The organism is Herbidospora galbida (genome assembly GCF_005233835.1).
GTDB classification, from domain to species: domain Bacteria; phylum Actinomycetota; class Actinomycetes; order Streptosporangiales; family Streptosporangiaceae; genus Herbidospora; species Herbidospora galbida.
The window spans coordinates 126,082-146,723 of record NZ_SZQA01000019.1 but is presented as its reverse complement, the minus strand read 5'-3'; the positions used below and the strand labels follow the sequence as shown (position 1 = coordinate 146,723).

Annotated in this window: 20 protein-coding genes; 11 read left to right on the top strand and 9 right to left on the bottom strand. The window is 69.9% G+C overall.

Annotated features, from left to right (window positions below):
* Positions 1-14: 14 nt before the first annotated feature.
* The 3 genes from FDA94_RS20545 to FDA94_RS20535 form a co-directional block, all read right to left on the bottom strand.
* Positions 15-2,066, bottom strand: a complete 2,052-nt coding sequence (locus FDA94_RS20545; RefSeq protein ID WP_212735410.1) for an RICIN domain-containing protein — start codon at positions 2,064-2,066, stop codon at positions 15-17.
* Positions 2,063-4,759 carry a beta-L-arabinofuranosidase domain-containing protein gene (locus tag FDA94_RS20540; RefSeq protein WP_137248698.1) on the bottom strand — a complete coding sequence of 899 codons (2,697 nt, stop codon included), beginning with the start codon at positions 4,757-4,759 and terminating at the stop codon, positions 2,063-2,065. Before FDA94_RS20540 ends, FDA94_RS20545 begins: the two co-directional genes overlap by 4 nt.
* 164 nt (positions 4,760-4,923) lie before the next feature.
* Positions 4,924-5,211 carry a hypothetical protein gene (locus FDA94_RS20535; RefSeq protein ID WP_137248697.1) on the bottom strand — a complete coding sequence of 96 codons (288 nt, stop codon included), beginning with the start codon at positions 5,209-5,211 and terminating at the stop codon, positions 4,924-4,926.
* Positions 5,212-5,683: 472 nt separating this feature from the next.
* Between FDA94_RS20535 and FDA94_RS20530 the strand changes: the two genes are divergently transcribed.
* A complete protein-coding gene (locus tag FDA94_RS20530; protein ID WP_137248696.1) occupies positions 5,684-6,727 on the top strand; it encodes a LacI family DNA-binding transcriptional regulator in 1,044 nt (347 codons plus the stop codon).
* Between the two features lie 7 nt (positions 6,728-6,734).
* On the opposite strand, the gene FDA94_RS20525 is transcribed toward FDA94_RS20530, so the two are convergent.
* Entirely contained in the window at positions 6,735-7,547 is an 813-nt protein-coding gene (locus tag FDA94_RS20525) for an MBL fold metallo-hydrolase (RefSeq protein WP_246060055.1), read from the bottom strand.
* Positions 7,548-7,876: 329 nt separating this feature from the next.
* Here FDA94_RS20525 and FDA94_RS20520 point away from each other — a divergent pair, with 329 nt between their 5' ends.
* From FDA94_RS20520 to FDA94_RS20500, 5 genes are all read left to right on the top strand, one after another.
* Positions 7,877-11,191: a S8 family serine peptidase gene (locus FDA94_RS20520; RefSeq protein WP_246060054.1), complete on the top strand. Its 3,315-nt coding sequence runs from the start codon at positions 7,877-7,879 to the stop codon at positions 11,189-11,191.
* Between the two features lie 175 nt (positions 11,192-11,366).
* Positions 11,367-12,854 (top strand): gamma-glutamyltransferase family protein, encoded by a 1,488-nt coding sequence (locus tag FDA94_RS20515; protein WP_246060053.1) that lies wholly within the window; start codon positions 11,367-11,369, stop codon positions 12,852-12,854.
* 86 nt (positions 12,855-12,940) lie between these two features.
* Entirely contained in the window at positions 12,941-13,720 is a 780-nt protein-coding gene (locus FDA94_RS20510; RefSeq protein WP_137248694.1) for a maleylpyruvate isomerase family mycothiol-dependent enzyme, read from the top strand.
* Between the two features lie 60 nt (positions 13,721-13,780).
* A complete protein-coding gene (locus FDA94_RS20505) occupies positions 13,781-14,767 on the top strand; it encodes a right-handed parallel beta-helix repeat-containing protein (RefSeq protein ID WP_170991038.1) in 987 nt (328 codons plus the stop codon).
* A 31-nt stretch (positions 14,768-14,798) separates the two neighbouring features.
* The gene (locus tag FDA94_RS20500; protein ID WP_137248692.1) at positions 14,799-15,092 is read left to right on the top strand and encodes a PASTA domain-containing protein; all 294 of its coding nucleotides are present in this window, start codon (positions 14,799-14,801) and stop codon (positions 15,090-15,092) included.
* A gap of 37 nt (positions 15,093-15,129) precedes the next feature.
* Here the strand turns inward: FDA94_RS20500 and FDA94_RS20495 are convergent, their stop codons facing one another.
* Together FDA94_RS20495 and FDA94_RS20490 are read right to left on the bottom strand one after the other, a co-directional pair.
* Positions 15,130-15,603, bottom strand: a complete 474-nt coding sequence (locus tag FDA94_RS20495; protein WP_137248691.1) for an SRPBCC family protein — start codon at positions 15,601-15,603, stop codon at positions 15,130-15,132.
* The gene (locus tag FDA94_RS20490; RefSeq protein ID WP_137248690.1) at positions 15,600-15,932 is read right to left on the bottom strand and encodes a metalloregulator ArsR/SmtB family transcription factor; all 333 of its coding nucleotides are present in this window, start codon (positions 15,930-15,932) and stop codon (positions 15,600-15,602) included. The genes FDA94_RS20495 and FDA94_RS20490 overlap by 4 nt, the downstream gene beginning before the upstream one ends.
* A 65-nt stretch (positions 15,933-15,997) precedes the next feature.
* On the opposite strand from FDA94_RS20490, the gene FDA94_RS20485 reads away from it, so the two are divergent.
* Positions 15,998-17,098 carry a carboxylate-amine ligase gene (locus FDA94_RS20485; protein ID WP_137248689.1) on the top strand — a complete coding sequence of 367 codons (1,101 nt, stop codon included), beginning with the start codon at positions 15,998-16,000 and terminating at the stop codon, positions 17,096-17,098.
* Here the strand turns inward: FDA94_RS20485 and FDA94_RS20480 are convergent.
* Positions 17,076-17,390, bottom strand: coding sequence for a nucleotide pyrophosphohydrolase (locus FDA94_RS20480; protein WP_137248688.1), 315 nt, complete (start codon positions 17,388-17,390; stop codon positions 17,076-17,078). The genes FDA94_RS20485 and FDA94_RS20480 overlap by 23 nt on opposite strands.
* 9 nt (positions 17,391-17,399) lie before the next feature.
* On the bottom strand, positions 17,400-17,864 hold the full coding sequence (locus tag FDA94_RS20475) for an MSMEG_6728 family protein (protein ID WP_137248687.1): 465 nt from the start codon (positions 17,862-17,864) through the stop codon (positions 17,400-17,402).
* 74 nt (positions 17,865-17,938) lie between these two features.
* Between FDA94_RS20475 and FDA94_RS20470 the strand changes: the two genes are divergently transcribed.
* Positions 17,939-18,472 carry a DUF6232 family protein gene (locus FDA94_RS20470; RefSeq protein ID WP_137248686.1) on the top strand — a complete coding sequence of 178 codons (534 nt, stop codon included), beginning with the start codon at positions 17,939-17,941 and terminating at the stop codon, positions 18,470-18,472.
* 9 nt (positions 18,473-18,481) lie between these two features.
* Entirely contained in the window at positions 18,482-18,814 is a 333-nt protein-coding gene (locus FDA94_RS20465; RefSeq protein ID WP_137248685.1) for a hypothetical protein, read from the top strand.
* Here the strand turns inward: FDA94_RS20465 and FDA94_RS20460 are convergent.
* Complete coding sequence (locus tag FDA94_RS20460) at positions 18,804-19,688, bottom strand: helix-turn-helix transcriptional regulator (RefSeq protein ID WP_137248684.1); 885 nt, start codon at positions 19,686-19,688, stop codon at positions 18,804-18,806. The genes FDA94_RS20465 and FDA94_RS20460 overlap by 11 nt on opposite strands.
* Before the next feature lie 39 nt (positions 19,689-19,727).
* Here FDA94_RS20460 and FDA94_RS20455 point away from each other — a divergent pair, with 39 nt between their 5' ends.
* Together FDA94_RS20455 and FDA94_RS20450 are read left to right on the top strand one after the other, a co-directional pair.
* Positions 19,728-20,186, top strand: a complete 459-nt coding sequence (locus FDA94_RS20455; RefSeq protein ID WP_137248683.1) for a hypothetical protein — start codon at positions 19,728-19,730, stop codon at positions 20,184-20,186.
* Positions 20,183-20,626, top strand: coding sequence for a hypothetical protein (locus FDA94_RS20450; protein WP_137248682.1), 444 nt, complete (start codon positions 20,183-20,185; stop codon positions 20,624-20,626). Before FDA94_RS20455 ends, FDA94_RS20450 begins: the two co-directional genes overlap by 4 nt.
* Positions 20,627-20,642: the final 16 nt, after the last annotated feature.

The following is a 20,642-nucleotide window of genomic DNA, read 5'->3' as shown; positions in this document are numbered from 1 at the left end:
GCGGCTGAGAACGGCTAGGGAGTGGTGAGGTCGAAGCGGTTCACGGTGACCGCTCCGCCGAGTGCGCTGGTCGCGTAGTTGAAGATCCCGAATCGGTAGCCCATGAAGAACTGCCAGGCGTTGTTCAACGTGAAGGCCGGGCCGAGGGCGGTGAAGTTCGTCCCGTCGGTGCTGTACGAGAAGCGGGCCTGCCTGCCGGAACCCGGCCGGATGTCGGCGTTCACCCGCAACCAGATCTTGCCGCCCGAGATGTTCGCGCCCGCCTGTTCGCTGCCGGTGCCGGTGGTCGCCCAGCTGCTGTTCATGGTCAGCCCGTTGGTCATCGAGACCCGGTAGGCGCCGTTGTCGCGTCTGACCCCGATCCAGGCCGACTGGTCACGCAGCATCGCCAGGCCGGCCCGGTCGCCGTTGGCCATCTGCGAGTAGTCGAGCTCGATCGTCGCCGTGGACGTCGGTCCCTGGATGCGGTGGGTCAGCGTGTTGCGGGCGTTGTAGAGGTCGCTGGTCACGGTCGCGGTCTGCAGGCGCAGGCCGTTGCCGGTGGAGAAGCGGCTCGTGTCGGGGTTGTGGTTCCACTCCCACCGGTGGCCGAGGCTGCTCCCGGAGAAGGTGTCCGGGCCGATCATCGACGCGACCGTGCGGTTGGTCTGGATGTTCGGCTTGGGGTAGTTCACGCCCCAGCCGCCGTTCACCGTCTGGATCACCGGCCAGTCGTTGACCCAGTTGATCGGCGCGAGCGCCGGCACCCGGCCGCCCGGGTAGGCGTCGACGAAGGACATGTAGTACCAGGCGCCGCTCTGGGTCTGGACCAGCCCGCCCTGGTGCGGCGTGCCGCCGCCGGAGATCGGGCTGGGCATGTTGAGCAGGACCTGCTGCATCGTGTACGGGCCCCACGGCGAGGTGGAGCGCAGCACGTACTGGCCGTTGGCGGGGCGGGTGAGCCAGATGTAGTAGTAGTTGCCGCGCTTGTAGAAGCGCGCGCCCTCCAGGGTGCCCACGCTGCTCGGGGTCTGGAAGACCTGCTGGGCGCGCACCTGGCTGAGGCCGTCGGCCGACAGCTGGGCGACGCTGATCGTCCCGTTGCCGTAGGCGACGTACATGGTGTCGTTGGTGTCGATGAGCAGGCCGGCGTCGTAGTAGCACTGGTTCATCCGGGCACGCTTGGTCCACGTGCCGTCGACGGCCGAGGCGGTGTAGACGTAGGTGCGGTTGAACTCGGTGCAGCCGTACCAGTAATAGGTGCTGTTACTGGGCCGGTAGTTCAGCGTGGAGGCCCAGATGCCCTTCACGTACGCGCGCCCGCCGTTGAGGTCGTAGGCGCCTGAGTCGAAGTCGAGGCGCGGCACCGAGTGGCCCGCGTACTCCCAGTCGACCAGGTTGTAGGAGCGCAGGATCGGCGCGCCCGGCGAGTAGTGCATGGTCGAGGCGGAGTAGTAGTAGGCATCGCCGACCCGGATGATGTCGCCGTCGGCGAAGTCCTGCCAGACCACCGGGTTGGTGTAGTTGCCGCCCGGGTTCGGCGTGGGAGTGGGCGTGGGGGTCGGGGTGGCACCGCCGACCGGCACGAGCTGCCACTGCTGGTTGGTGCCGCCCCAGTCGTCGTACTGGACGATGTTGCCGCCGTCGGCGGTGGAGGCGCTCTGCACCTCAAGGGCCTTGTTGCTGTGGCGCGCGATGAGCCTGACGTAGCCGTCGGGGGAGTCGGCGAGCCGCCACTGCTGGTTGGTGCCGTTGGTGTCGGTCCACTGGACGACCGCCGCGCCGTTGGCGGTGGAGACGCCGGAGACGTCGAGAACCTTGCCGCTGAGGCGCGACTTGACGCGGTAGTAGCCGCTGCCCGAGTCGACGAACTGCCACTGCTGCTGGTTGCCGTTGTTACGGGTCCACTGAGTGATGCGGGCGCCATCGGCGGTGGACAGGTTGTAGACGTCGAGGGCCTTGCCGCTGTTGCGGTTGATCAGGACGTACCAGGCGTTGGTGTCGACCGTCGCGGCCGACGCCTGCTGGGTGGTGATGAACGCCCCCACCAGCAGTAACGAGGAAATTATCGCCAGCAGGCGTCTCACAGGAACCTCCAGAGGTTGTTGGCCGAGCCGTTGTCGTCGGCGAGCACCGCCTGCGCGCCCTGAGCGGTGCCGCTCAGGCCGAGGACGCGGCCGCCGTTGGCGCACTGGATGCGGAAGGCGGCGTTGGACCCGTACCGCAGCCGCCAGCGGTGGTCGCTCGCCCCGTTGTCGGCCCACTGGAGGATGCGGGAGCCGGCGGCGGTGGCGGCGTTCTCCACGCCGAGCACCTTCTGGCTGTTGGAGTTGCGGAAGCGCAGGTAGCCGCCGGTGTCGACGATCGCCGTCCACAGGTGGTCGGCGGTGCCGGTGTCGCCCCACTGCAGGACGAGCGCGCCGTCGGCGGTGGACATGTTCGTCACGCCGAGGACCATGCCGGTGCCGACGTTCTGGATGCGCCGCGCGCCGTTCGGCACGAACCGCCACAGGTTGTCGCCGCTGCCGTTGTCGGAGTCCTGGACGGCCTGCGCGCCGTTGGCCGTCGAGCCGTTCTGGGTGCCGAGCAGCTTGGAGCTGTTGACGTTGCGGATCTTGACCGCGCCGTCGCCGTTGTCGGTGATCGTCCAGCGGTGGTCGGCGGTGCCGTTGTCGGCCCACTGGAGCACGCGGGCGTTGTCGGCCGTCGACATGTTCTCGACGCCCAGCACCTTGTTGCTGTTGACGTTGCGGAAGCGCAGGGCGCTGCCGTCGACGATGGGCACCCAGTCGTGGTCGGCGGTGCCGTTGTCGGTCCACTGCAACGCGAGGCCGCCGTCGGCGGTCGACATGTTCTGGATGCCGAGGGCCAGCCCGCTGGCCGCGTTGATCAGGCGGAAGCTGGTTGCGCCTCCGCCGCCTCCGCCGCTGGTCGCGAAGTAGACGACGTAGTTGTGATTGTGCGCGTCGTAGAACGGGCCGAGGTTGATCGACCCGTTGGCGGTGAAGGCCAGCGACGACGTGCTCGTTCGGGTGATCGTCGAAGGGGTCAGGGCCGGGGCCGCCGACAGGGACGTGTTGCCGTAGTTGCCCGACAGCACGACCGGGCCGTACACGACGGCCTGGAGGTTCGGGTTGTCGTTGGCGGCCTTCATGATCACGCGCATCGGGAGCTGCACGGTCACGGTGTCGCCCGAGGTCCAGGTGCGGGTCAGGGCCGCGTAGGTGCCGGGCGTGGTGGTGATGCTCTGTGGCACGCCGTTGACGCTGATCGTCGCGCCCAGGGTCCAGCCCGGGATGCGGATCTGCATCGTCCACGAGCCGCTCACGTTGCCGGTGACCTGCAACGACGTGGTGTCGCTGACGGGGTAGGAGGTGGTCTGGGTGACCGTGATGCCGCGCTGCGACCAGTTGAGCGTCGAAGGCTGGAAGAGGTTCACGTACAGCGTGGTGCCGTTGTGGAAGTAGATCGAGTCCATCAGCTTGGTGTTGGTCTCGATGCCGGTGCCCTGGCAGCACCACATGGAGTTGTAGTCGGTGCTCCACGTGCCGCCGCCCCAGGCCGGGCCGACGCCGCGCCGCCCCCCGGGGTTGAGCGGGGTGAAGTAGGTGACGTGACCCCTGCCGTCGGCCGGGTTCTGCTGGCCGATCAGGTGGTTCATCAGCGCGTTCTCGTAGAAGTCGAAGTAGTCGGCCCGGGAGGGGTTGAGCTGCCAGAGTTCCCGGGTGAGCTTCAGCATGTTGTAGGTGTTGCACGCCTCCCCGGTGTCGCGGCTCAGGTAGCCGGCGATGGCGTTGGGGGAGCGGAAGTGCTCGGCCTGGCTGTTGGAGCCGTTGACGTAGCTGTGCGCGTTGACGGTCATGGTCCAGGCGTTGGACGCGATGTCGCGGTAGCGCGTCGTGCCGGTGGCCTTGTACTCGCGGGCCGCGCCGATCCACTTGGGCACCTGGGTGTTGGCGTGCAGGCCGTTGAGCTGGTCCTGGTTGTTGGCCAGCGGGTTGAAGACGGCGGCGTGGTCGAACCGCTGGGCGGTGACGAGCCAGCGGGAGTCGCCGGTCATCTGGTAGATGTCGGTCAGCACGGCGTTCATGCCGCCGAACTCGGTGCCGAGCATCGACTGCATCTGGCTCGACGACAGCCGCGAGGTCCGGGTGTCGACCCAGCCGGCCAGGTTCAGCAGCACCGTCCTGGCCTGGGTGTTGCCGATGAGCCGCCACACGTCCAGCAGCCCGGCGAGCGTCTTGTGGATGCAGTAGTAGGGCACGTTGCCGTTCGACAGGGTGCGGTTCTCCACCGCGGTGATGTCCGACTCGGGGAAACCCGACAGGTAGCCGTTGGACGCCTGGCATTTGGCCAGCTCGGCGACCATGTAGTTGGCCTTGTCCCGGCAGGTCGTGTCGCCGAGCACGGCGTAGGCCTGCGCCCAGGCGGTCAGGAAGTGGCCCTGCATGTGCGAGCGGAAGGGGAAGTTCGGGGCGTCCCACCCGCCGTTGGACGCGGCGCCGTTGGTGGACCGGCCGTGGTTGGCGCGGAAGACGTACAGCAGGCGGTCGACGTCGACGAACCGCAGGTAGGCGAGGGTGCGGTTCTGGTTGTCGAGCCAGCGGCCCGAGGTCAGCCGGACCTGGCCGAGATCGAATTCGTAGGCGGACACGCCGATGTCGGCCCGCGCCCAGGGCAGCGCCGCCTGGGCGGCGGAGGCACCGATCAGCTGGCCGGCGGCCGAGAACGCGACGGACGCGCCCGCGGCCTGGAAGAGCTGGCGACGGCTCAAGGACATGAGGGGAGCTCCTTGGGGATGGGGTGTGACGACCGGCGGGTGGTCTGCACGGCCGGTCGCCGTTTTTTCACCTGGTCAGGCCGGGTACCGGCCTGCAGATTCTGTTAGCGATAACATTCAGCGCCCGGAAACGCCCGGCGGAACTGTGATCTTCGCCGCGGTGCTCAGGTGTGGAAGCGCCTGCACCGGTGGGGTGCGAAGGTCGCCCGCGCGGCGAGGTCGCGTTCGGGAACTGTCTGGGGGCCGGTCTCGGTGACGCTCTGGTGTGCGTCCGACGTGTCGGCCCGCCTGTCCGCGGTGGGGGTGGCGCGGATGAAACCGTCGTTCCGGCAGGTGGCAGAGGCGGAAGGCGGTGCGGTCGCCGGGGTGCCGGCTCTGGAGGCGCGGGCGGCGGCGAGGATGAGGGGTGGTCGAGAAGAGGGCGCGATGGTCAGGATCGCGGAGGGGAGCATGCCGGTTCCTTGGGGGGTGAGGAGTCAGCAGGTAGGTCGGGCCGGTCAGCGGGAATGATCACCGAAAATCTGTTATCGCTAACATTCGTGATCTCAGTGATCCATGGTCTGCTCCTGCGAGGGTTCGCGGTTGCCTGAGTACACCCAACTGCCGATTCGGCGTCAACAGTGCCGCCACCCTCGCTGAGCTGGGCATTGCCGCCGAGGCAGCGCCCGGCCTGGTTATTCGCCCTGAGGGGGGCCGCACCTTTCGGTCCGTGCATGTGAAAATTTCATAGAAGTTACCTGTTGGCAACCGTAGATTTCCGGCATGGTTCGGGCGGCTGTCAAAGGCGGTCCGGCCGGCCTTGGAAAGATTTCAGTCAAGTTGCGAAAAGTTTCGGCCCAGCTCTCGGGTCGGGGCGGGAAGTGTTCGCACCAGCAGCGCAAACGGCGCCGCGTAAGGTCCGAAAACACCCATAGAATTCCGCTTATGACCTCGACCGACGATGCCCCCCATGCCGGTCCGGCGTCCTCCGAAGCCCTGACTCTCTCCCAGCTGGCCGAGATGGCGGGGGTCTCGGTCGCCACCGTCTCCAAGGTCGTCAACGGGCGCTCCGAGGTCGGGTCCGACACCCGGGCACTGGTTGAGCGCCTCATCAGGGAACACGGGTTCCGGCGGCAGCGGCGGCGCGTGAAGCCCGCCGGGCTGATCGAGCTCGTCTTCCACGAACTGGCCGGCGACTACCCGATAGAGATCGTCAAGGGCGTCAAGTCGGTGGCTGGGCAGCACGGCCTGAGCGTGGTGGTCTCCGAGCTCGGCGGCCGGCACGTCCCCGGTCAGCAGTGGATCCAGGACGTGCTCAGCCGCCGTCCCGCCGGGGTCATCACGGTCTTCTCCGGGCCCACAGAGGAACAGCGCGTGCTGCTCGCGACCCGCGAGGTCCCGCTGGTCGTGCTCGACCCGGCGGGGGATCCCGGCCGGGGGGTGCCGTCAGTCGGGGCCACCAACTGGAGCGGCGGGCTGGAGGCCACGCGCCACCTGCTCGAACTGGGGCACCGGCGGATCGCCATGATCACCGGCCCCGACTTCGCCCTCTCCAGCCGGGCCCGCCTCGACGGCTACCGCGCCGCCCTCGACGCCGCCGGCGTTCCGATCGATCCCGACCTCATCCGCGTCGGCGCCTTCCAGATGGACGACGGCGTCGTCCACACCCACCGGCTGATGGAGCTGGCGCAGCCGCCCACGGCGATCTTCGCCGCCAACGACGGGCAGGCGATCGGCATCTACCACGCCGCCCACCAGCTGGGCCTGCGCATCCCCGACGACCTCAGCGTGGTCGGCTTCGACGACATGCCTCCGTGGAGATGGGCCATCCCGCCGCTCACGACCGTACGCCAGCCGCTGACCGAGATGGCGGCGACGGCCGCCCTCATGCTGATCAACCTGGCCGAAGGGGAGCCTCTCCTCCAGCGGCGGGTGGAACTCGGGACCGAACTGATGGTCCGGGGGAGCACCGCCCCGCGCCGGGGCTGACCGCGCGTCAGGTCCGCAGCGCCGACCAGGCGCCGTGGTCGGCCACGCGGAGCACGGCCGACAGTCCGGCCTCGTCGAAGGCGGTCTCCACCTCGGCCCGGCCCTCGGAGAAGTGGGTCCAGCCGTCGTAGTGGGCGGGGATCACCGCGCCGACGCCCAGCACCGCGGCCGCCGCCGCGACCCGCCGGCCGTCCATCGACACCGGGCGTTCCCGGAACTTGCCCCGCACCCGCGCCGCCCCCGCGTTCAGCACCGCGGCGTCGATCTCCGGCACCCGGCGGGCGATCTCGCCCACGACGCGCATCGAGGCGTTGTCGCCGCTCACGTACACCGTCGGCAGGCCCCGGCCCGACAGTACGAAACCGGTCACCTCGCAGTTGACGAAGCCGTCGGCGTCGCGTTCGCCGTCCTCCGGACCGTGGACGGCGGGCACCGCCAGCACGAACAGGTCGCCGCCGCCGTCGGGGCGGGGCGCGGTGAAGGTCGTCCAGGGCTCGAGGCCCGTCGCGCCCAGCCGGGCGGCGGCGCCGGGCGTCGTCAGCGTGAGGACCGCCTCGGAGGCGAACGCGCGGCCCCGGTCGTCAAGGTTGTCAGGATGCGCGTCATGGCTGACCAGCACCATGTCGATGAAACCCAGTCCCGTCTCATCGACCACAGGCGGAAGGGTTTTGGTCAGATAGCCGTGCGGGCCGGGAGCGTCGAAAGTGGGATCCACGACTATCCGCAGGCCACCCATGTCGATGACTGTCGTCGGACCGCCCAGAACCGTCGCCGCGCACTCCTGCCTCGGCAGGTTCTGCTCATCAACTCGCTCGCTCACGGTCCAATGCTGCCGGTCGGCAAGTCCCCCCTGTGGCCGACACACCGCCCTGACAGTCCACCGAACTGCAGGTAGAAGGCCATTTATCAGCGAAAGCGCGGGGCGTCCCAATCTGGACAGCCCACTTGGCAATATCTCATCTAGCGGGACAAATAAGAGCTAACTAAACTCCCTGACAGATCGGAACGTTCTAAGGCGAACGGTCCGGTTATCGTCAACCAACCGGGGAGGGTTGCAGCCCTTTTGCGCGTCCAATTTCGGACGCTGCCCGGGGGGTGGCGCGATTCCTCCTTGTGCGGTGACGAATCCCCAGCACCCATGGAGGTTTCGTGTCAAGGTTAAGACTGACCGTCGCCACGGCCGCCGCAGTCGGCCTGGTGGCTGCGTTGGTCCCGGCTGGGTCGGCGATCGCCGATCCCACCCCGACTCCCACGCCCTCGTTCACCGCCGTACCGCTGACCAACCCCGAGGTGGTCACCGGGGCCAAGTCGCTGACCGGCCAGCTTGCCCAGAGCGACGAGGCGCTGCTCAAGGCGACCTCGACCGACCCGGTGAACGTCGTCGTCAAGCTCGACTACGACTCGCTGGCCGCCTACAAGGGCGGGGTCAGCGGCTACGCCGCGACCAGCCCCAGCGCCACCGGCAAGGGGCTCGACCCCGACAGCGCCGCGGCCGAGAAGTACGTCGAGCACATCGAGGGCATCGAGAACAAGTTCCTGGCCGCGCTGCCCGGCGAGGTCGCCGGCGCCAAGGTGGGCCAGAAGCTCCGCACCGTCTACGGCGGCGTCGCGCTGACCGTTCCGGCCAACGAGGCCAAGGACCTGCTGAAGCTGCCCGGTGTGGCGGCCGTGCAGGAGGACGGTCTCGAGAAGCCGCTGACCGACTCCAGCGCCGAGGCCATCGACGCCACGCCCGTCTACAACTCGCTCGGCGGCGCGCCGAACTCGGGCAAGGGCGTCATCGTCGGCATCCTCGACTCGGGCGCGTGGCCCGAGCACCCCTCCCTCGCCGAGAAGCCCAACCTCCCGGCCCCGCCGGCGAAGGCCGACGGCACGCCTCGGACCTGTGACTTCGGAGACAACCCGCTGACCCCGGCGGCCGACGTCTTCGTCTGCAACAACAAGCTGATCGGCGGCCAGCCGTTCCTCGACACGTACAACATCGTCGTCGGCGGGGACGTCTACCCCGACTCGGCGCGTGACTCGAACGGCCACGGCACCCACACCGCCACCACCGCCGCCGGCGGGCCGGTCGAGGACGCCAACCCGCTCGGCATCTCGCGCGGCCCGATCCACGGCATCGCCCCGGCCGCGCACGTGTCCGTGTACAAGGTCTGTGGCGCCGAAGGCTGCTACCAGACCGACTCGGCCGCGGCCGTCGGCCAGGCGATCCTCGACGGCGTCGACGTGATCAACTTCTCGATCTCCGGTGGCGCGAACCCGTACACCGACCCGGTCGAGCTCGCCTTCCTCGACGCCTACGCCGCCGGCGTGTTCGTCGCCGCCTCGGCGGGCAACGCCGGTCCCGGCGCGGCCACGACCGACCACCGCTCCCCGTGGGTGACCACGGTGGCGGCCAACACCCAGAAGCGGACCTTCGAGTCGACCATCACCTTCACCGGTGGCGGCCCGACCCTCAAGGGCGCCTCGATCACCGCCGGCATCTCGACGCCGACCCAGGTGGTGCGCGCCTCGGCGCCGCCGTACAGCGACGCGCTCTGCCTCACCCCCGCTCCTCCCGGCCTCTTCACCGGCAAGATCGTGGCGTGTGAGCGTGGCCCGAACCGCGTGCTCAAGGGCTTCAACGTGAAGCAGGGCGGCGCGGTCGGCATGATCCTGTACAACAGCACGCCGCTCGACATCATGACCGACAACCACTGGCTGCCGACCGTCCACATCGACAAGCCGGCGACCGACGTCCTGCTCGCTCACCTCGCCGCCTCTCCCGGGGCGACGGCGACCTTCACCCAGGGCACCAAGACCAACTGGCAGCGCGACGTCATCACGACGTTCTCCTCGCGCGGCCCCGGCGGCGACTTCCTCAAGCCCGACGTCACCGCTCCCGGTCTGCACATCCTCGCCGGTCACACCCCGACCCCCGAGTCCCCGCTGGAGGGCCCGCCCGGGAACCTGTTCCAGGTGATCGCCGGCACCTCGATGTCGTCTCCGCACGTCGCGGGCGCGGCGGCGCTGGTGTTCGCGGCCAACCCCGGCTGGACCCCCGGCCAGGTCAAGTCGGCCCTGGAGACCACGGCCCGCACCAACGTCACCAAGCAGGACCGGGTCACCCCGGCCGACCCGTTCGACATGGGCGGCGGCCGCATCGACCTGAGCCAGGCGTACAACTCGGTGCTGACCATCGACGAGACCGCGGCCGATTTCGCGATCTCCGCCGACGACCCGCTGAACCGCATCGACCTGAACATCCCGTCGGTGAACGCGCCCACCATGCCGGGCCAGATCACCACCACGCGGACCGTGAAGAACGTCACGGGCGAGGAGGTCGAGTACACCTCGCGCGGCAAGACCACCACCGCCGGCACGCACATCACCGTGACGCCGGAGCGCTTCACCGTCCCGGCCGGCGGGACCAAGGAGCTGACCATCACGATCAGCGCCCCGGACGTCCCGGACGGCCAGTACTTCGGTGAGATCGACCTCCGCCAGGAGGACGGCAACAAGGACCACCGCATCCCGGTGGCGTTCTACCGCCAGGAGGGCGCGATCCCGGTCGACCAGACCTGCGCCCCGACGACCATCCCGAAGAACGCCGAGACGACCTGCACCGTCACCGTCTCCAACGGCACCCTGAACGACACCGAGGTCACCGCCACCAGCGTGCTCGACGGCCGCCTGCGGCTGAACAGCGTCACCGGCGCGACCCAGGTGAGCAGCCAGGAGGCCACGGTCACCACCACGCTCGACGGCCGCCAGCCCGACGCGCCGGTGATCACCCCGGGCGGTCTGTTCGGCTACCTCCCGCTCGACGCGTTCGGCACCACGCCGACGCCGGTGGGCGACGAGCAGGCGGTGAACTACAACGTCCCGGCGTACCGGTTCGCCGGGCAGACGTTCACCCGGATCGGCATCACGTCCAACGGGTACCTCGTGGCGGGCGGCACCAACGGCTCGGCGGACATCCAGTTCACCCCGCAGACGCTGCCCGACGACACCCGCCCGAACGGCGTGCTCGCGCCGTTCTGGACCGACCTCGACGGCACCGGCGCCCCGGGCGTCTACGCGACCACGCTGACCGACGGCGTGTCCGACTGGATCGTCGTCGAGTGGCGACTGCGTCTCTACGGCACCAACACGCTGCGCACGTTCCAGGCGTGGATCGGCGTCAACGGCGTCGAGGACATCAGCTTCGCCTACCCGGGCCCGCTGCCCTACCCGGGCGACGCCTACGGCCTGACCGTGGGCGCGGAGAACTCCGACGGCACCGCCGGCAGCCAGATCCCGGCGGGCACCGGCGTGACCAGCGACTACACCATCACCAGCACGCCCGGCGCGCCGGGCGAGACGCTGACCTACACGATGAAGGTCAAGGGCGCCATCACCGGCGTCGGCTCGGTCACGACCTCGGTCGTCACCGACCAGGTCAAGGGCGTCACCCAGGAAGTCGACAAGATCACCGTCCAGTAGCACGTGAACGGTGAGCGGGCCCGGCGGTTCTCCGCCGGGCCCGTTGTCGTTCACCGACGCCAGGTGTAGGCGGCCCTCCGCCGTGAGGGTGAAGCCGCGGTTCTCGACGAAGCGGGCGATGAAAGCCTCATCGTAGAGTCCTGGTATGACTTCCACCCGGTATGCACCAAACGGCATGGTTTGCACCATTGACCACCTCGCGTCTGCCGCGGGTCTGGTCGTACTGGACAAGGGAGGGAGCGCCGCCGACGCCGCCGTGGCGGCGAACGCGGTGCTGGCGGTCACCGCGCCGCACATGTGCGGCCTGGGGGGTGATCTGTTCGCGCTGGTCCACGACGGGTCGGGCGTCCACGCCCTGAACTCCTCGGGCCGCGCCGGCAGCGGCGCCGACCCCGCCCGGCTGCGGGCGGAGGGACACGACCGGATGCCGCACCTGTACGACATCCGCTCGGTCCCCGTGCCCGGATGCGTCGACGGCTGGCTCGCCCTGCACGGCAGGTTCGGCCGGTTGCCGCTCGCCGAGGTGCTGGCCCCCGCGATCCGCCTGGCGGACGAGGGCTTCCCGGCCTCGCCGCTGCTGGCCCCGGGGGCCGCGTTCATCGGCACGCTGCAGAGTGACTACGCGCACGTGCAGAGCATCGGCGACCCGATCAGGAGGCCGGGCGCGGCCAGGGCGCTGCGGGCCGTCGCCGAGACCGGCCGGGCCGGCTTCTACCAGGGCGAATTCGGCCAGGGGCTGCTCAAGCTCGGCGGCGGCGAGTACACCGAGGACGACCTCGCGAGAGACCAGGCCGACTGGGTCACCCCGTTGTCGGCGAGCGTCTTCGGCCACGGCGTCCACACCATCCCGCCCAACTCCCAGGGCTACCTGCTCCTGCTCGCCCTCAAGATCCTGGAGGGCCTCGACCTCCCCGCCGACCCCGCCGACCCGGCCTGGGCCCATCTGCTGATCGAGGCCGCCGTCGCCGCCGGGCACGACCGTCTCGACGTCCTGTACGAGAACGCGACCGCCCCCCTCGACGCCGCCGAGGCCCGCCGGGCGCTGGTCGGCACCCCGGGCCTGACCGCTCCGGCGAACAAGGGCGACACCACCTATCTCTGCGCCGTCGACGCCGACGGCATGGGCGTCTCGCTGATCCAGTCGAACGCCGCCGGGTTCGGCAGCCTCCTGTTCGAACCGTCGACCGGCATCAACCTGCACAACCGCGGCATCGGCTTCTCCCTGACCGAAGGCCACCCGGCCGAGTACGGCCCCGGCCGCCGCCCGCCGCACACGCTCGCGCCCGCCCTGATCACCCGCCCGGACGGCTCGCTGCGCACCGTCGTCGGCACCATGGGCGGCGACGCCCAGCCGCAGATCCTGCTGCAGCTGGTGACGCGGCTGCTCGTCCACGACCAGACCCCCGGCGAGATCATCGACGCCCCGCGCTGGGTGCTCGGCTCGGCGACCGGCTTCGAGACCTGGCGGAGCGCGGAGCACGTCGTCGAGGTCGAGGACGGCGCCCCCTGGGAGAGCGGGCTGGCCGAACGGGGGCACCGGACCGTCAGGGAGAGCTACGGCGACGGGTTCGGGCACGCCCACCTGATCGACGTGCTGCCCTCCGGCGTGCTGGCGGGGGCGACCGACCCGCGGGCGAGGATCGGCGCCGCCCTCGGGCGGTGATCGGTCACAAACGGGGATGATTCGTGGGATCGGTGGTGTTCGCGTTGTCGACGCCACCGATCCCCCGTACACGGAGAAACCCACCTATGACCGACCAGGCGACCAAGACCCTGCGCTCCACCTTCGACGAACTCGCCGCGCAGGTCCGCGCCTTCGCGCCGGAGGACCTCGTCCGACAGTCGGGGGCCTCCGACTGGGACGTCTCCCAGGTGCTCAGCCACCTCGGCAGCGGCGCCGAGATCAACCTCGCCGCCCTCGAAGGCGCCCTGGACGGCACCGGCGCCCCGGAGGGTGACGCGATCCGCGCCATCTGGGCCCGCTGGGACGCGATGTCCCCCGTGGAGCGCGCGAACGCCTTCCTCGACGCCAACGAGAACCACATCGCCCGCCTTGAGGGCCTCGACCCGGACACCCGCGAGAGCCTGCGGATCGCCCTGTGGTTCCCGACCGACCCGCTCGACGTGGAGACCTTCGCCAAGTTCCGGCTGAGCGAACTCGCCCTGCACACGTGGGACGTCCAGGTCACCTTCGACCGGGCCGCCGGGCTGCGCCCGGACGCCACCGACATCCTGCTCGACCGGATCGGCGGGATGCTCGGCTGGACCGCCAAGCCCGACCGGCTCGGCCGCGCGGCCACCCTGGCCGTGCACGTGACCGCCCCCGAGCGTTCGTTCGGCCTCGCGATCGGGGAGCAGGCCGAGATCGTGGACGTCCCGGCCGAGCCCGACGCGGTGCTGACCGCCCCCGCCGAGTGGTGGCTGCGGCTGGTCACCGGGCGGCACGCGCCCGAGCACACCCCGCCGGTCGTCGAACTCACCGGTTCGATCACATTGGAGGAACTGCGTCGGGTTTTCCCTGGTTTCTGATCATTAGAGCGGGCCGGCGAAACTTGTGACACCTGTGACTCCACTGACAGGATGGTCAAGGTGGAGATCAAATATGTGGTGGGCGCGTTGCTCGTGGCCACCAGTGGAGTTTTAGTCGCCGGCCCCGCTCAGGCCGCCGCGCCCACCGGCCCGGGAATGGTGAAATGCCCACGTGCGACGACGACCGTGGGCACCGCGAGCCAGCTCAAGACCGCGCTGGCCAAGGCCCGCGCGGGTGATGTGATCAGGCTGCGGCCCGGCCTCTACCGGGGGAATTTCGTCGCCCAGAAATCGGGTACGAAGAGCCGTCCCATTTTCGTCTGCGGCACCGCCGGATCGGTCATCGAAGGCGGCGGTCCGAAGGGCGGCTACGGTTTCCACATCAACAAGGGGAACTACTGGCGCCTGGTCGGTTTCACCGTCAGGAACAGCCAGAAAGGCGTGATGGCCGACCGCACCCACGGTTCGGTCATCCAGTCGCTGACCGTGCACTCCATCGGCGACGAGGCCATTCATCTGCGCGATTTCAGCACCAAGAACATCGTCCAGTACAACCGCATCTACAACACCGGTCTGCGTAAGCCGAAATTCGGCGAAGGCGTCTACATCGGCACCGCCGAGTCGAACTGGAAGAAGTACACCGGCGGCCGGATGGACCGCAGCGACGGCAACTGGGTGCGCGGCAACGAGATCAAGTCGACCGCCGAGGCCGTCGACATCAAAGAAGGCACCAGCGGCGGCTGGATCGTCGGCAACACCTTCGACGGCTCCGCCTTGGTGAACGACGGCACCAACGATTCCTGGGTCGACGTCAAGGGCAACGACTACGTCATCGAGGGGAACCGCGGCCGGAAGACCCCGCTCGACGGATTCCAGACCCACGAGATCGTCGACGGATGGGGAACCGGAAACGTCTTCCGCCGGAACGTCATCAATCTTTCCGGTGCAAAGGGCGTCGGGATCAACGACACCGTCGGCGGAAACACCATCACGTGTGACAACAAGGTGACCGGCGGGCCACTCCTCAAAAAGGGTGCATGTTCGTAATTGACACTTACGATCGGGTTCGGGAGGTTGCATGAACCTGATCGAAGTGGAAGTCCCGGACTTCCGGGGCATGCAGGCACTCAACGCATGGCTGGTGGGCCACGACGCGGGCGTTCTCCTGATCGGCCCGTCCCCCGATGGACCCGAATCGGTCATGCACGGCATCGTGACCAGACAGGAACCACTCCCCGGCGCCCGGGTTTCGCGCTGGGACACCGTCAAGGTGTGGATGAGAGACGGCGGTGGCGGCTCGGCGGGAGTCCGTGAACCGCGCACCCCGAAACCGCCGGTCGGCGGACTGGCGGAGGAACTACCGGAACACTGAGGCGAACAAGACGGGGAGCCGCGGCTCCCCGTCTGCTTCAGCCAGCCCCGAGGCCGTCGTAGTAGGGCTTCATCTCCGGGTAGTAGTCGGCGAAGTCCGGCGCGGGCGCCCCTTCGCGGGCCGCCACCAGACAGTCGAGGTAGTACTCCCAGCCCGGCCCGACCTCTCCGGCGCCCGCCGGGTCGATCCGGTGGTGGACGAACAGGAGCTCCGTCACCCCGTCGGTCTCGGTGACGATCAGCTCCACGTGCCAGGCGCCGTGCTCGTCGAGCGACGAGAGCGCCAGCCGCCGGGGCGGCTCGCACGCCTCGACGCGCACGTCGACCCAGGGCGCGCCCTCCTCGGAGGTCAGCTGCACCTGGATCATCGGGTCGGCGTCGCCCCGCCAGGGGCCGAACCAGCGCGCGGTGCGCTCCGATTCGGTGACGCTCGCCCACACGTCGGCGGCGGGGGCCTTGAAAGTGCGGGTCAGATGGAGGTCGGCGCCGAATAGCCGGCCGGTCGGGTTCACGCGGTCTCCCTGTTGTCGCGGCGGGCCCGGTAGACCTCGGTCTCCAGGGCGTCGAGGCGCTGCTCCCAGCCCGCGGGGGTCATGAGGGCCGACAGCCAGTGGTGCAGTTCGGTCAGGCCGTCGGGGTTGAGCGAGTAGTAGCGGTGCCGGCCGGACAGATCGTCGGTGACGAGCCCGCTCTCGCGGAGCACCCGCAGGTGCCGGCTGACGGCGGGCCGGCTGACGGGGAACCGGGCCGCGATCTCACCGGCGGTGAGCCGCTCGTCGCGCACCATGCGCAGAATCGCCCGTCTGATCGGGTCGGCGATCGCCTCCGCGGCCTGGTCCATGGGGTAAAGCGTAACCCATAGGTTACGCGTTCACATAACCTGCGCAGACGGGGTAGGGGACCGGAATGGGCCGGACATTGGGTGTCGAAGAAGAGTTCCTGCTGGTCGACGGGGTGACGGGAGAACCCGCTCCGGAGGTCGAGAAGGTGCTGGCCGACGCCGGTCCGCATCCCGGCTCCGGCGGGGTCTTCAGCGCGGAGCTGTTCCAGACCCAGGTCGAGGCCGCCACGGGCATCTGTACCGACCTCGCCGACCTACGCGACCAGCTGTCGGGCGCTCGCGCCCGCCTGTCCGAGGCCGCTCGGGCCCACGGCCTGCGCCTGGTGTCGGTCGGCACGCCGGTCCTGCCCGGCTCCACCCCGCCCGTCTCCGCCGGTGACCGCTACGCCGACATCGTCCAGACCCACCGGGCGACGATCAGCGACTACCAGTGCTGCGGCTGCCACGTCCACGTGGGCGTCCCCGACCCCGCGACGGGGGTGGCGGTGCTGAACCACGTGCGCCCCTGGTTGCCCACGCTCGTGGCTCTGGGGGCCAACTCCCCGTACGACAAGGGCCGCGACTCCGGTTTCGCGAGCTGGCGGATCGCTGAACAGCTGAGGTTCCCCGGAGCCGGCCTACCGCCCCGCTTCACCGACGTGCCCGACTACGAGGAGACCGTCGGCCAGCTGGTCGACTGCGGCGTCCTGGTCGACACGGCGATGACCTTCTGGCTGGCCCGGCTGGGCGTCCGCACCCCCACGATCGAGATCCGCGCCGCCGACGCGGCCGGCCACGTCGACGACGCCCTCCTCCAGGCCCTGCTGACGAGGGCCCTGGTGTCGACCTCCCTGACCGAACTGGCGGCGGGGCGGGAGGGCCCCGACCTGCCCGAGCCCGTCTGCACGGCGGCCCTGTTCAACGCGGCCCGCAACGGCCTGTCCGGAGTGGGGATCTGCCCGATAGAGGGGCGCGAGGTGCCGGCGACGGCCCTGCTCGACCGGCTGCTGGAGCACGTGGGCGACGCGCTGGAGGAGTCGGGGGACAGGGGCGAGGTACGACGGCTGCTGGAGTGGATCGGCCGGACGGGCACGGGAGCCGACCGGCAGCGGCGGGCGGGCCGGCGGGGGGCGAAGGCGGTCGTGGAAATGCTGGCCGGGCAGACTACGCCTTCGGCGGATACCTGATCTCCACCTCGGTCATCTTCGTGTGGATGGCGTCGATCAGGTCGACGCCCAGGATGTCGGCCAGCCTGATCAGGTACGTCGCCACGTCGGCCATCTCCGACCTCACCCGGCCCAGTTCCTCCTCGCCCAGCGACGCCGACTCCTCCGGGGTCAGCCACTGGAACTCGGCGAGGAGTTCGCCCGCCTCGCCCGCCAGCGCCATCGCCAGGTTCTTCGGCGTGTGGAAGGACTCCCAGTCGCGCGCCGCCGCGAAGGCGCGCAGCCGGGCCGTCACCTGTTCGATCTCCGTCACGCCACCAGGCTAGGGCCGGTCGGAATCGGGCCAAACATAGGGGAGATCGTCGGGTTCGTCGCCGAACAGCGGGCGGTAGAAGTCCGGGTCCTTTCTCAGCAGGGCCGACCGGTGGCTCAGGTGGAAGCCGGGGTCGCCGAGCCACGGCGGCAGTTCGCCGGCCTCGGCCAGGGCGGCCTGGGTGCGGATGGTGGCGATGCCGGTGAAGCGGCCGAGGTCCTGTCGCAGGGTGGCGGCGCAGGTGTCGGCCCGGCCGGTCGAGCACCAGCGGTCGCAGATCGCCAGGCCGTAGCGGACCAGCGCCTCCTCGTAGCCCCGCCACATCTTGGCCGCCGGGTGGTGCCGCCAGCCGTAGTCGTCGATCGACGTCGCGCGCAGCACCTGGATGGCCTCGACCCGCTGTTTGCCCAGGCGGCGGGCGTCCAGGACCTCGGCGGTCGCGGTGAAGTCGGCGTAGGGCAGGAAGGTCTGCACCCCCTTCACGCTAGGGCGAGATGAGTAGGGGGCTACTCAAGCGCGCCGAGGGGAGGCGCGCCGACCATGGCGGCATGGCCAAGAAAAGGGTCGGGGAGATTCGCATCAGCAAGCGGGTCGTGCGGATCGCGCACGAGGTGTATCCGCTGGCGAACATCTCCCGTGTGCGGACGCTGCGGGTCGTCTACAACGGACGCTTCTCCACCTTCTATCCCCTCGGTCAGCTCGTCGTGGTGGCGGCGCTGGCGGCCGCGGCGTCGTTCGTGGCCGAGGAGGTGCTTCCGGAGGCGCGGGAGTACCTGCCCGTCGCGCTGGCCGTCGCCGGGGTCTGGGGCGGGCTGCTGGCGATCCAGTTCCTCTACCGTCTGATCTTCCGGCGGAACAGGTACTCGCTGATGATCGAGACCGCCGGGACGCAGTACACCGCCCTGTGGGGCACCGACCTGGCGGAGATCCGCCACATCGAGGGCCTCATCGTGGACGCCATCGAGGATCCCCCGCCCACGGAGAAGTCCTACACCTTCAACAGTCCCGTCTACGTCGGCAACACCTTCGCGCGGGACACCTTCAACGTCAGCGGCGGCGGCCGCGCGACCGTCAACAACTAGGAGCCGGAGATGGGCGACACCTACTACGGCCGCGACACCTTCAACGTCCGCGACCAGGGCAACGTGACCGTCAACAACCGGGGTGACGACCGGGTCGACGTCGCCGCGGCGGTGGCCGAGCTGCGGGCGCTGATCGCCGAGCTCGGCCGCGAGGGAGCCGTCGCCCCGGACGGGTCGGTCGCCGACCCGGGGGCCGTGGTGGCGGCCGTACAGGAGCAGCCGGGACGGCTCAGAGCGCTCGGGGCGGCGGTCGCGGGCGGGGCGAAGGACGCGGTGCTGTCGATCGTGCAGGGGGGCGTGGCGTCGCTGATCGTGGCGCTGGTGTCGCGGGCTACGGGGTAGGGCGGTAGAGGGCGGCCACCTCGGCCGCCAGCCGGGCCACCTCGTCGCGGAGCTCGCGGGGTTCGAGCACCTCGACCGACGGGCCCTGCGACAGGAAGTGGCGGGCCGCCTTCGCGATCGACTCGATGGGGACGGTCCGCTCGACGCCGTCGGCCCGGATGACGGCCTCGCCCTGCTGCAGGAAGGCGTGGAAGCGTTCCTGGTGATCACGCCAGTAGGACGGGAGGTCGAAGTCGCCGGGCGGCTCGAACTCCTCGGCCGAGGTGCGCAGCGCGAGGATCTGGTCGACCCGGTAGGTGCGCGGGCCCGGCCCCGCCACGAGATACCAGCGGCCGGCCTTCAGCACGAGCCCATAGGGCTCCAGCACCCGGTCGACCTCCTCGGGCGCCTTCCACCTGCGGTAGCGCACGTGGAGCAGCTGCCCGCGCCAGACGGCGTCGGCGACCGCGCCGAGGAACGGGACCGAGGTGTCCTTGGCGTACCAGCCGGGCGCGTCGAGGTGGAAGCGGGCCCGCATGCGGTCGGCCTGGGCGCGCAGGTCGGGCGGCAGGGCCGCGCGCAGTTTGAGCTGGGCCCCGGCCAGCGCGTCGCCCATGCCGAGTTCGCCGGCCGGGCCGGGCAGCCCCGACAGGAACAGCGCCCCGGCCTCCGACGGGTGCAGCCCGGTCAGGTGGGTGCGGTAGCCCGCGACCAGCTGGTAGCCGCCCTGGTGGCCGGCGTCTCCGTAGATGGGGACGCCCGCGGCGTGCAGGGACTCGACGTCGCGGTAGACGGTGCGCACCGAGACGTCGAGCTCCTCGGCGAGCTGGGCGGCGGTGCGGCGGCCCTTCGTCTGGAGCAGCAGGACCATCGCGAGCAGTCGGCTCGACTTCACTGACACACCTTGGCAGTGGATCCTCCTTATCGTCCAGACATGGCTTTCGCGGAGAAGATCCTCACCGTGCCGCCGCCGATCGAGGTCGGTGGCCGGCACGTCAAGCGCTACCACGTGGGCTCGCCGGAACCCCACGTGGAGAAGGCCGCCTACGCGCTGCTGCCCGACCTGCTGCCCGAGCCCGACGGCACCCCGCCGGCCTCGTTCGTGGTGCTGCACCGGGGCGGCGACACCGGCGCCTATCTGAACGTCTACTCCTGGGCCTGGGACAACGCGCTGCGCTTCACCGGCGCGGCCGGGGGCCAGCGGTTCCTCGGCTGCCCCGACGACGACCCGGCCCACTTCGTGCGGCTGGCCCCCGACTTCATCGGCTGCGTGTACGAACTGCCGCCGATCACCCACGAACGCGACGCCTGGGTGCGGCACGTGCTCGCCCCCGAACGGCCCGACCTGGCCGCCTACCTGACCGACTCGCTCCCCGAAGGGATGACCGGATGACCGGCTTCGATTTCCTCATCGGCGACTGGACCGTCGCCAACCGCCGCCGCCTGAACTACGTCGACCCGGACAGCGCGTGGGAGGAGTTCACCGGCCACTCGACCTGCCGGCCGCTGTTCGACGGCGCCGCCAACATCGAGGAGATGGTCTGCCCGACTTTCAGCGGCATCACGCTGCGCCTGTTCGACGTCGAGAAGAAGGAGTGGTCCCTCTACTGGTCGAACTCCAAGTACGGCGTCCTCCAGCCGCCCGTCGTCGGCGCCTTCACCGACGGCGTGGGCACGTTCTACGGCCGCGACCTCTACGCCGACGAGGAGATCCACGCCCGGTTCATCTGGAACGCCATCACCCCCGAGTCGGCCCACTGGGAGCAGGCCTTCTCCCAGGACGGCGGTCAGACCTGGCTGACGAACTGGACCATGGACTTCACCCGCCGCTAGATCATCGGCGGGTAAC

Bases quoted from the DNA above. Each gene is read 5' to 3' on its own strand.
- FDA94_RS20455 (WP_137248683.1), top strand. From the start codon at position 19,728: ATGGCTTTCGCGGAGAAGATCCTCACCGTGCCGCCGCCGATCGAGGTC.
- FDA94_RS20450 (WP_137248682.1), top strand. From the start codon at position 20,183: ATGACCGGCTTCGATTTCCTCATCGGCGACTGGACCGTCGCCAACCGC.
- FDA94_RS20465 (WP_137248685.1), top strand. From the start codon at position 18,482: ATGGGCGACACCTACTACGGCCGCGACACCTTCAACGTCCGCGACCAG.
- FDA94_RS20470 (WP_137248686.1), top strand. From the start codon at position 17,939: ATGGCCAAGAAAAGGGTCGGGGAGATTCGCATCAGCAAGCGGGTCGTG.
- FDA94_RS20540 (WP_137248698.1), bottom strand. From the start codon at position 4,759: ATGTCCTTGAGCCGTCGCCAGCTCTTCCAGGCCGCGGGCGCGTCCGTC.
- FDA94_RS20510 (WP_137248694.1), top strand. From the start codon at position 12,941: ATGACCGACCAGGCGACCAAGACCCTGCGCTCCACCTTCGACGAACTC.
- FDA94_RS20535 (WP_137248697.1), bottom strand. From the start codon at position 5,211: ATGCTCCCCTCCGCGATCCTGACCATCGCGCCCTCTTCTCGACCACCC.
- FDA94_RS20530 (WP_137248696.1), top strand. From the start codon at position 5,684: ATGACCTCGACCGACGATGCCCCCCATGCCGGTCCGGCGTCCTCCGAA.
- FDA94_RS20490 (WP_137248690.1), bottom strand. From the start codon at position 15,932: ATGGACCAGGCCGCGGAGGCGATCGCCGACCCGATCAGACGGGCGATT.
- FDA94_RS20515 (WP_246060053.1), top strand. From the start codon at position 11,367: ATGGTTTGCACCATTGACCACCTCGCGTCTGCCGCGGGTCTGGTCGTA.
- FDA94_RS20500 (WP_137248692.1), top strand. From the start codon at position 14,799: ATGAACCTGATCGAAGTGGAAGTCCCGGACTTCCGGGGCATGCAGGCA.
- FDA94_RS20485 (WP_137248689.1), top strand. From the start codon at position 15,998: ATGGGCCGGACATTGGGTGTCGAAGAAGAGTTCCTGCTGGTCGACGGG.